Below are 11,531 nucleotides of genomic sequence, written 5' to 3'. Positions count from 1 at the left end.
ATTACAGGTGAGCCCTTTTTCTTGTGACTGATCTCAGCCCCGAAGACCCTCCTTTACCGGATGAGTCTGACCCAAGCTCAGCTACCCCACTTGCCATCGAAATCACGATTGATCCGCAAGTATCTGCGCCGATCAATCAAGGCCAACTCCGCCGAGTCATCACGGCAGCAGTCAAGCGAGGCGGATTTCATTGCGGTGAGATTGGGTTGCGGATCACGAACGATCCCACCATTCAAGAACTTAACGCTCGCCATCTCGATCACGACTATCCCACCGATGTGATTAGCTTTGGTTATTCTGCTGAACCGCCGACCATCGAAGGTGAAATGGTCGTCAGCGTCGACACCGCTCGGGTGCGAGCACAAGAGTTAGGTTGGTCGATCGACAACGAACTGTGCTTGTACGTTGCTCATGGCTCGTTGCACATCATTGGCATGGATGACCATGACCCGATCGAGCGTGCCGCCATGCGAGCCGCCGAATCGGAAATCATGAAGGAACTAGGGATCGTTGAGATCGAACGTTTCGGTGCCGACGTTGAATCGCTCTCACGGGAGCCCTCGGCGTGAGTCACTTGTACGGTTGGCTGGTTGTATCGGCCTTTGGCTTTTTAATCAGCAGCATTGGCGGACTCGGTCGCGAACTACTGGACAGTTTTGCCGGCAAGGCCCTCGAAGCCTATTGCCGCCTCAAGAAGAACCGCGACCGATTCGGCGCTGTCCTTGATCACCAAGACGCTGCCATTGATGGCTCGGGTTACCTACGTATGATCGGGACGGTGATCTTCCTGATCGCTGGTACCGGTACGATCTTCGTCGACGAACCTTCACCCTCGCCCATCCGGTTGCTCGGCTGGGGTGTCTGCGCGGTCGGCATGATGATGATGGTTCACGTATGGTTACCCGTCGCGGTGACTCGATTTGCGTCGACTCCGGTTCTTTATCACACCTGGCCGTTCTGGCGAACTCTTTCGATCGTGATGAGTCCACTTGCAGCACCGGGCGAGCTCGTCGATTTGGTGACACGACGTTTGACGGGAACCGCTGAGAATGCTGACGAAGAAGAGGAACAACTCGAAGACGAAATTCGGACGATCGTTACTGCGGGCACACGTGAAGGCTACTTCGGACCGGGCGTTCGCGAAATGATTCAAGGTGTGGTGACGCTGCACGAGAACACCGTTAGCCACATCATGACCAATCGTGGTGAGGTTGATGCAATCGACATCCGCTGGGAATGGACCCAAATCTTGGCGACCATCGTCGAGGCGGGGCGAACTCGCTTTCCCGTGTTCCAGGACAATCTCGATAACGTTGTCGGTATCCTTTACGTCAAAGACTTGATGCCGTTCCTGGCAAATGGTGGTTTAGAGTCGCATCCCTTGACCGAAGTGATGCGGAAGCCATGGACGGTGTCCGATACTCGCAGCGTTGAGTCATTGTTGCGAGAGTTCCTGCACAGCCGCTCTCACATGGCGATCGTACTCGACGAGTTCAGCCAGACCGCGGGTGTTGTTACCATCGAAGATGCACTCGAAGAAATCGTCGGCGAGATCGTTGACGAATCGGACGAGGATGAAGAGTTCGGTGTGAAGATCGTGGACGAAGAAACCGTCGAGGTTGATGGTCGCGTGATGATCGACGACCTGAACGAACTGCTCGATTGGGACCTTCCCGAGAGCGAAGACTACGAAACGGTTGCCGGTTACGTGCTCTACCACACGGGATCGATTCCGGACGAAGGCACTGAACTGGCGATTGGTACTTCGCAGATCAAGATCCTCAGAGCGACGACGCGAAAGATCGAATCCATGCGAATCCAACGTGTCGACGATCAGAATCAAAAGGCTGGCTAAAGAACGCGTCGAACCAGCAACGGCTGGCCGACACAGACGCCCCTCAGCCTTTCGGTTTGCTACCGCTCACTACGCTACGCGTACGGAATTCGCTTCCGAGACAATGCCGCGAACAAGTGAAACTAATTTTGGAGCGGCTTCGTTAGCAGTGCGAATGATTTCTTCGACATTTGACGGCTTCAAAGAATCGGGCAAACACATGTCTGTGATCACGCTCAGGCCGACTGTCTTTAGACCGCAGTGAACTGCGACGATCGTTTCGGGAACGGTACTCATCCCGACTACGTCCGCACCGATCATGCGCAGGAACCGATACTCAGCTCGGGTTTCCAAATTGGGTCCAGCGACGGCTACGAACACGCCTTTGTGAACCGTGATCTCTTCCTTGCGTCCGATGGCAATCACACGGTCAACCCATTGCTGGTCATAAGGCTCGCACATGTCAGGAAAGCGAGGGCCTAGACGGTCATCATTGATGCCGATCAGTGGGTTATCACCAAGCAAGTTGATTTGATCTTCAATCACCATGATGTCACCACCGGTGTAGTAAGGATTCAATCCACCACACGCATTGCTGACGACCATCAATTCCGCGCCGAGTTCTTTAAAGACACGAACGGGAAGGGTGATTTGCTTAAGCGGATAGCCCTCGTACATGTGGAAACGACCTTCCATCACAATGACGGGCACTCCATCAAGTGTTCCGCAGACAAGCCGTCCTCGATGACTCGTCGCCGTCGATGTAGGAAAGTGAGGAATATCGGCGTAATCAATCGTGGCCGAAATCTCGATCTCGTCAACGATTCCACCTAAGCCAGTCCCCAAGATGATCCCCACTTTGGGAGTCGTAGGAAACACTTTGCGAATCGCGGCGGATGCTTCCGCTATTTTGTCGTACAAGTCGAGCATGAAGGTTGCTGGGGCAAGAGTGATTCGGTCATTTCGAGGCTATCAATCATCCAACGAAAACTAGGCTCGTGCAACCGCACGAACGGCCCGCCGAGATCACGGGGCCAACCTCCCACTTAATGATCAGGACAATGATCTTATCTCAACAAAAAAACCGCTCGAGCAAAGGCTCGAGCGGTTCGTTAATGATCAGTCATGCAGTCGGCTGCATCAGTCCTGGCCGCCCATCAGTTGATCAAGCGTAGGAGCTGGATCATCGGAAGGTTCCGCTGCCGCCGATGGTGGCTGAACCGACGGCGGTTGCACCACTGGTTCAATCGTTGGCGGTGCCGCCGAAGCATCTGCCGACGCCTCGATCGCTGCTTCGTCATCGGCATTGAGCAATGGGAAGCTCTCTTCGAGAGACTGCACTGGCTGACCTGCGAGTTCTTCCAAAGCTTCGCGACGGTAATTGACTTCCGATTCTTGGAAGATTCGGAACCCTGTACCCGCAGGAATCAGGTGACCCAAGATGACGTTCTCTTTCAAACCAACCAACTTATCGACCTTGCCGGCCAGAGCCGCTTCGGTAAGCACCTTGGTGGTTTCCTGGAACGACGCAGCCGAGATGAAACTGTTCGATTGAACGGCAGCCTTGGTGATCCCCAACAACTGCGTTGAAGCCGTTGCACTCTTGGGACGCTTGCCCTTGGCCGGCGTTCCGCCCATCGCTTCGATTTCGGCGTTAGTTTGCTCGAGCGTTTCCTTCGGAACAATCTGGCCTTCCGTGAAATCGCTATCGCCAGGGTTGGCGATCTTCAAACACTTGGTCAATTCTTCGTTCGCACGGCGGAAGTGGAATCGGTCCATCACGCTACCAGGAAGCAAGTTGGTATCACCTGATGATTCAACTTTGACCTTCCGAAGCATTCGAGCGATGATGATTTCGCAGTGCTTATCGTTGATTTCAACCTTTTGCGATTGATAGACCTGTTGAATTTCGTGCAACAAGTACTGCTGAACCGCTTCTTCACCTGAAACTCTCAAGATGTCGTGAGGGACCAATGGTCCGTCGACGAGAGCTTGCCCGGCTTTCACGAAGTCACCGCTGTGAACCTGGAAGTGCTTGCCGTGCGGCACTAAGTGTTCACGTTCGATTCCGGATTCACTGCGAACAATGATCGTTCGCTTACCGCGTTTGCGTTCGGCCAAGATTTCAACTTCACCGTCGACTTCGGCGATAACCGCAGGATCCTTTGGTTTACGAGCTTCGAAGATTTCGGTAACTCGAGGCAAACCACCGGTGATGTCCGAAACACCGCCCGCTTCACGAGGCATTTCAGCGATCACGTCACCAGGGATGATCGTGGCACCTTCTTTAGCCATGACCAAAGCTCGCTCAGGCAGGTACTGCACATCGAGGTTCTTACCCGTTTCGTCTTGAATCACGATCTGCGGGTGAAGGTCACCCTTGTGATCCACGACCATCATTCGGACGTTACCCGAATTTTCACGTTCGGATCGAACGGTTTCGCCTTCGACGATGTCTTCGAATCGCACGATACCGGTGACTTCAGACAGAATTGGAATCGAGTAGGGGTTCCACTCGCAAAGCAGTCCGCCTTCGATAACTTGGTCGCCTTCCTTGACCTTCAGCGTCGCACCCGTTGGTACGGGGTAAGATTCGATTTCGCGACCTCGATCGTCAACCAGAGCGATTTCACCGTTACGGTTCAGAACAACTTGTTCTCCGCTCTTGTTGCTAACCGAACGAATTCGAGTCAGACGAACTTCACCTGATTTCTTGCTCTTGAAGTCCGATTCCACCGACTGCTTCGACACTGAACCACCAATGTGGAACGTACGCATCGTCAACTGAGTACCAGGTTCGCCGATCGACTGAGCAGCGATGATACCAACAGCCATGCCTTCTTCGACCATGGATCCGGTCGACATGTCCATTCCGTAGCAGCAACGACATACACCCAGAGGCGCGTCGCAGGTCATCGGAGTACGAACTTGAATCTTTTCCAAGCCCATCTCTTCGATCTTCTGAGCGATGTCCGGAGTGATCATTTCGTTTTCGCGAACAATCACTTCGTCTGTCACTGGATTCACAATCGACTGGCGGCTCACGCGACCATTGATCGAATCGATCAAGGACACTTCGACCTTTTCACCACGATAGACAACCCCCTTGGTGATCCCTTGCGTGGTACCACAATCGTTCATCGTGATCACAACGTTCTGGGCGACGTCAGCAAGCTTACGAGTTAGGTAACCCGAGTCAGCGGTCTTAAGAGCCGTGTCGGCCAGACCCTTACGGGCCCCGTGAGTCGACGAGAAATACTCGAGCACCGAAAGGCCTTCGCGGAAGTTAGCCTTAATAGGTGTTTCAATGATTTCACCCGTAGGCTTGGCCATCAAACCACGCATACCGGCCAACTGGCGAATTTGCTCGATACCACCCCGAGCACCAGAGTGACTCATCAAGTAAACCGGGTTCACGTACCAACCACCTTCGCGAATGTCATTCTTCATCGCTTCCATCATGTCAGCGGTGATCAATTCGCGAGCTGCGGTCCATTCGTCGAGAACGTGGTTGTAACGTTCGCCGCCGGACATCAAACCGCGTTCGTAGTTCTTCTTGAGCTTCATCACCTCTTTTTCGGCGTTCTTGATGAACTCTTGCTTGGTGTCCGGAGTCACCAAGTCATCGGTCGCGAATGAAAGACCTGAACGAGTCGATTCGCGGAACCCAAGTTGCATCATGTCGTCAAGCAAGTGAATCGTTGCTTTTCGACCGAGGCGTTGATAGCAGTCACTGATGACCTTGGCCAAGTCACCGCTCTTCATCGGATAGTTATAGAAATCCATGCCCACTGGCAGCATTTCGTTAAACCGAATCCGACCCGGCGTGGTGTCGATGATGTCACCGTAGACACCGGAGTTGTCCGAAGTCTTGAGCTTTTGGTGACGTGGCAATCGCATCTTGATCTTGCTGTGAATGTGCAAGACGCCCTGCGAGTACGCCGAGTCGACTTCGTCGTAGCCACTGAAGATCATTCCTTCGCCCTTTTGATCGGGCAAAGCGATGGTCAAGTAGTAGCAACCCATGACGATGTCCTGCGACGGACTCATGATCGGCTTACCATTGGACGGAGCGAACACGTTATTGGTCGACATCATCAAAGTGTGAGCTTCTACCTGAGCTTCGATCGAAAGCGGCAGGTGGACGGCCATTTGGTCACCATCGAAGTCGGCGTTGAAACCTTTGCAAACCAATGGATGCAAGTGAATCGCGTTACCTTCGACGAGAACCGGTTCGAACGCTTGAATACCCATGCGGTGAAGAGTGGGAGCACGGTTAAGCAGCACGGGGTGATTCGTGATGACCTGTTCGAGAATATCCCAAACCTCTTCATCCTTGCGTTCAAGCATCTTCTTCGCCGACTTAATCGTGTCAGCGTGCCCGAGCTCCTTCAGCCGTCGAATGATGAAAGGTTGGTAAAGTTCTAGAGCGATCTTCTTTGGCAAACCGCATTGGTGCAGCTTCAAACGAGGCCCGACCACGATGACCGAACGAGCAGAGTAATCGACTCGCTTGCCGAGAAGGTTTTCACGGAAACGACCTTGCTTACCCTTAATCATGTCGGTCAACGACTTCAGCGGACGGTTCGACGAACCGAGCACAGGTCGCTTACAACGGTTGTTATCAAACAACGCGTCAACGGATTGTTGCAACATTCGCTTTTCGTTGCGAATGATGACTTCGGGTGCGTTAAGGTCAACGAGCTTTCGAAGACGGTTGTTTCGGTTGATGATCCGACGATACAGGTCATTCAAATCCGAAGTCGCGAAGTTGCCACTATCCAACAAGACCAATGGACGCAGGTCGGGTGGAATAACGGGAATCACGTCAAGAACCATCCATTCGGGACGGTTATCACTGTCGCGAATCGACTCGACAATCTTCAGGCGATTGATCAAGTCCTTCTTCTTTTGCTTGGATCCGGTTTCCTCAAGCTCTTTCCGAAGTTGCTCGGACAAGGTGACCAAGTCGAGTTGGTTGAGCAGGTTACGAACTGCTTCGGCACCCATGTCAGCTTGGAACGTTCCGGGGCCGTATTGAGTACGAGCGGCGCGATACTCTTCCTCGGTCAAAAGCTGACGCGTTTCGAGTTCCGTCGTACCGGGATCGGTAACAACGTAATCTTGGAAGTAGATTACTTTCTCGAGCGAGCTGGTCTTCATGTCGAGCAAGTTGCCCAAACGCGAAGGCATCGCCTTGAAGAACCAAATGTGCACAACGGGCGCGGCCAGTTCGATGTGGCCCATGCGTTTACGACGCACACGACTGTGAGTGACTTTCACTCCACAGCGGTCGCAAATCATGCCCTTGTACTTCATGCCGCGGTATTTACCACACGCACATTCCCAGTCCTTTTCAGGCCCGAAGATTCGTTCGCAAAAGAGGCCGTCCTTTTCGGGACGATACGTTCGGTAGTTGATCGTTTCAGGCTTTTTGACCTCACCAAACGACCAACCCTTGATGTCTTGGGGACGGGCAAGCGAGATACGGACCGAAGCGTAATCGTTGATGCGATCGTAGTTGCTGGTTTCGCCAGTACTCATAGATTTAGGCTTTAGGTATTAGGTTTTAGGAGTCAGGTAAACGGTTCAAACAGGTACGAGTGAACCGAAACGTCCCGTCTAAGACGGGAACAAAGTCATGCTAGGGGCCAAGCAGCGAATGGGCGTTTGAACCAAACGCCGATCGCTGCATCCCTAACACCTAAATAGGTCTCTTCTCGAGTTGCATGTTCAGAGCCAGACCACGAATTTCGTTGGTAAGCACATCGAACGAAGCTGGCGTACCGGCTTCGAGCGTGTTCTCGCCCTTGACCATCGATTCGTAGATCTTGGTTCGGCCTTCGACATCGTCGGACTTGACCGTCAGCAATTCCTGCAGGATGTAAGCGGCACCATAAGCCTCGAGTGCCCAAACTTCCATCTCGCCGAAACGTTGTCCGCCGAAGCGAGCCTTGCCACCGAGAGGTTGTTGAGTGATCAACGAGTATGGTCCCGTCGAACGAGCATGAACCTTGTCGTCAACCAAGTGGTGCAGCTTCAACATGTAGATGTAGCCAACGGTTGTTTCCTGCTCCATAGGCTCACCCGTCCGACCATCGGTCAAACGAATCTTACCGTGAGCAGGCAAACCAGCTTCCGCCAGACACTTGTTGATGTCGGATTCGGTAGCACCATCGAACACAGGCGTGATCGCTTGGAAGCCCAACTTCGCACCAGCCCAACCGAGGTGGGTTTCCAAAATCTGCCCCACGTTCATTCGCGAAGGAACGCCCAGTGGGTTCAGCATGATTTGGATCGGTGTTCCATCGGGAAGGAACGGCATGTCTTCGACAGGCAAGATCTTGGCGATCACACCCTTGTTTCCGTGCCGTCCAGCCATCTTGTCACCAACGCTGATCACTCGCTTAGTTGCGACGTAGATCTTGCACATCTGCAACACACCGCTGCGAAGTTCGTCACCACGCTTCATTGAGTTGAGCTTGCGGTCACGATTGTCGATCGCGGCTTCCACGTTTGGCCACTGAGTCTTGTAAACTCGCTCGACTTCTTTCTTCTTATCATCATTCTTGACTTGGTCGAGAATGTGATCGATACGGAATGAAGTCGCACGCTCAGCGACAAACTTTGGATCTTGTCCGTCCGCCAAAGGCGTGCCGGTCGCATCCTTCAGCTTCATGCCCGCAGCCTCTTCAAGTTCGCGAACAAGGTCTCCGAACGTATGAGCAATTTCGTCGTTGCCCTTCGATTCGGATTCCTTCAGTTCACGCTCGAATTCCTTCCGCTCGTCTTCGGAAAGACTCATACGGCGAGAGAACTTTTGAGTGTCGATCACGATACCTTCGATGCCCGAAGGAACTTCCAGCGAATCGTTCTTCACGTCTTCACCGGCACGACCGAAAATGGCGTGCAACAGTTTTTCTTCAGGCGTCAGCTCAGTCTTGCTCTTAGGTGACACCTTGCCAACCAAAATATCGCCTGGCTTGACATAGGTACCAACCTGAACCACACCGCCATCATCCAGATTGCGAAGGGCCTTTTCAGAAACGTTGGGAATATCCCGAGTGAACTCTTCACGACCGAGCTTGGTTTCGCGAATTTCAACGTCGAAGTCTTCGATGTGAATCGACGTGTAGGTGTCGTTCCGAACGAGTTCTTCACTGATGATGATCGCATCTTCGTAGTTGAAACCATCGAACGACATGAAGCCGACCAAGACATTGCGTCCCAATGCCAACTCACCGTTCTGGGTGGCGGCACCATCGGCGATGATTTGGTTCTTTTCGACCTTGTCGCCGACATTGATGATAGGACGCTGGTTTTGACAGGTCCGTTCGTTGAGGCCCTGGTACTTCTTCAGGTCGTAATGATCGCTGCCGACCTCGATTCGAGTCGAATCGCAATAGGTAACCTTTCCGGCCCGTCGAGCACGCACCACCATCGCACTGTTACGCGCGACTTCTCGTTCCATGCCCGTACCGACGATCGGTGGTTCAGCAACCAACAACGGAACAGCTTGCCGCTGCATGTTGGATCCCATCAAAGCACGGTTAGCGTCATCGTGCTCGAGGAACGGAATCAACCCGGCCGACACACCCACCATCTGAGCAGGAGCGACGTCCATGTAGGTCACTTCTTCGGGTTGAACGATCTGGAAGTCACTATGGAACCGAGCAATCATGTTCGGCCCAGCGACCAACGCTCCGTTGACGACTTCGGTATCCGCCGGTGCAACGTAGGCATCACCTTCTTCGTCCGCACGCAACCAAACCGTTTCTTCGGTGACTTTGCCTTCCTTGATTTTGCGGTAAGGCGTGATCAAGAATCCGTAGTCATCGACGCCAGCAAAAATAGCCAGCGACGAAATCAGACCGATGTTTGTACCTTCAGGCGTTTCGATCGGACAAATACGGCCGTAGTGAGAAATGTGAACGTCGCGAACTTCAAAGCCCGCTCGCTTACGGTTCAAACCACCTGGACCGAGAGCCGAAAGGCGGCGTTCGTGAGTGAGCTGAGACAATGGATTCGTCTGGTCAACCACTTGCGAAAGTTCGCCGCGACCGAAGAAGTAATCAATCGCCGCTGAAACACTCTTGGGATTAATCAATGAACGAGGCGACATATCCGTCGCATCCTTGATCGACATGCGTTCCTGGACGGTTCGACGCAGCTTCAAGAAGCCCTTGCGGAGCTCTTCGCTGGCCAATTCGTCAATCGTGCGCAACCGACGATTACCCAAGTGGTCAATGTCGTCGATCTCGGCATCACTGTCGGGATCAAACAGCTTCATCAGGTAATCAATCGCCGCGATCATGTCGTCGGGACGAAGGCACATTTCCGATTCAGCGACACCAAGGTCAAGCTTTCGGTTCAAACGGAAACGACCAACGCGACCCAAGCGGTAACGATTGTCATCATAGAACTTCTCTTGGAACAAGACGCGAGCCTTTTCCAACTGCGGCGGGTTACCGGGACGCAGACGTTGGTAGATTCGCAGCAGCGCCTCTTCGTGGCTGGCCGTATTGTCATCGGCAAGCGTATTGAAGATCAAAGGAACCTTGGGTGAGTCCATCGCATCGATACTGGTAACGCCAGCGGTGCAGATCGTCTCGGAAACTTCCTTCGTGATCTTATATCCGGCCTCGACGATAATTTCGCCGGCACGCTCGGATTCCTTCGGATAGATCACGTCATCGACGGCAATCATGCCTTCGATCTTGGTCGCCGTCTTAGCGCCAGCAATCTTGACCGTTTTGGTTTCGTAGAACGCGTTGAGAATATCCGCGTCGGTGGAGTACTTCGGATCCATTGCACGAAGCAGCGTCGTGGCCGCGAACTTACCACTTTGGTCAATCCGAACGGTAAGCGCATCCTTCTTCGTCACGTTGACTTCGATCCACGAACCTCGCTCAGGGATCACGCGGCACGAAGGCAACTTACGATCGGTCGTCGTATCTTGCTCGAGCACGAAGTCGACACCGGGACTTCGGTGCAACTGCGAAACAACGACGCGTTCCGCACCGTTGATGATAAATTCACCACCACCCAGCATGATCGGAAGGTCACCAAGGTACACCTCTTCCTCAAGCGGCTCTTCACGATTGAGGCGCAACCAGATCCGCAGGGGACGACCATAGGTCAAACGAAGCTGGCGACATTCCTGACTGGTGTAGCGAGGTTTACCAAGCTCGTAGTAAAGATATTCCAGAGTCGTATTCCCATCGTAAGAACTGATTGGGAAAATCTCTCGAAGCACCGATTCCAGGCCATGGTCTTTGCGTTTACGAGGATCCGCATCCTCTTGCATAAACTCGGCATACGAAGCGGTCTGCAGGGCAGTCAGGTCGGGAAGCTCGAAATTGCCTCCCAATCCGGTGCCAAAGTGACGAACATCGGTGGGTTCCAGTCGACGCTTGCTGGTGGTTGCCATCGTGGATGAAATCTCCTGGGGATTGCCGTTAACGGCGTATCTGGATGCGTTTTGATCGCGAATGGTCGAGTGTGATCACGACTTTGGTTCAATCGTTCGCGCGTGGATGCGACCAATGGCTAGACGTTGAGCGCGGTTTCGCAAGCACGATAAAAGTCGAACTTGAGCCAGCGGAAAAACCGCTGGAAATTTGCACAGAAGCCCCAATCCCACAGCAGCAACGCGATTGCTTGGCGGGTAGGTTAAGCAGGGGAGACGACGCGGAAC

5 protein-coding genes are annotated in these 11,531 nt (G+C 53.2%); 2 read left to right on the top strand and 3 right to left on the bottom strand.

Annotated features, from left to right (window positions below; translation table 11 throughout):
* Positions 1-23 precede the first annotated feature (23 nt).
* Positions 24-569 (top strand): rRNA maturation RNase YbeY, encoded by a 546-nt coding sequence (gene ybeY, locus Pla22_RS09940; protein WP_242631911.1) that lies wholly within the window; start codon positions 24-26, stop codon positions 567-569.
* Positions 566-1,855 (top strand): hemolysin family protein, encoded by a 1,290-nt coding sequence (locus Pla22_RS09935; protein ID WP_242631910.1) that lies wholly within the window; start codon positions 566-568, stop codon positions 1,853-1,855. The genes ybeY and Pla22_RS09935 overlap by 4 nt, the downstream gene beginning before the upstream one ends.
* A gap of 69 nt (positions 1,856-1,924) precedes the next feature.
* Here Pla22_RS09935 and Pla22_RS09930 read toward each other — a convergent pair whose 3' ends face one another.
* From Pla22_RS09930 to rpoB, 3 genes are all read right to left on the bottom strand, one after another.
* On the bottom strand, positions 1,925-2,764 hold the full coding sequence (locus tag Pla22_RS09930; RefSeq protein WP_146514473.1) for a purine-nucleoside phosphorylase: 840 nt from the start codon (positions 2,762-2,764) through the stop codon (positions 1,925-1,927).
* A 210-nt stretch (positions 2,765-2,974) separates the two neighbouring features.
* Positions 2,975-7,378: a DNA-directed RNA polymerase subunit beta' gene (gene rpoC / locus Pla22_RS09925; protein WP_146514472.1), complete on the bottom strand. Its 4,404-nt coding sequence runs from the start codon at positions 7,376-7,378 to the stop codon at positions 2,975-2,977.
* A 160-nt stretch (positions 7,379-7,538) separates the two neighbouring features.
* The gene (rpoB, locus tag Pla22_RS09920) at positions 7,539-11,264 is read right to left on the bottom strand and encodes a DNA-directed RNA polymerase subunit beta (RefSeq protein ID WP_146514471.1); all 3,726 of its coding nucleotides are present in this window, start codon (positions 11,262-11,264) and stop codon (positions 7,539-7,541) included.
* Positions 11,265-11,531 lie beyond the last annotated feature (267 nt).

Source organism: Rubripirellula amarantea, assembly GCF_007859865.1.
GTDB lineage: Bacteria > Planctomycetota > Planctomycetia > Pirellulales > Pirellulaceae > Rubripirellula > Rubripirellula amarantea.
The sequence above is the reverse complement of the archived record's forward strand: the minus strand, read 5'-3'. Positions and strand labels throughout refer to the sequence as shown.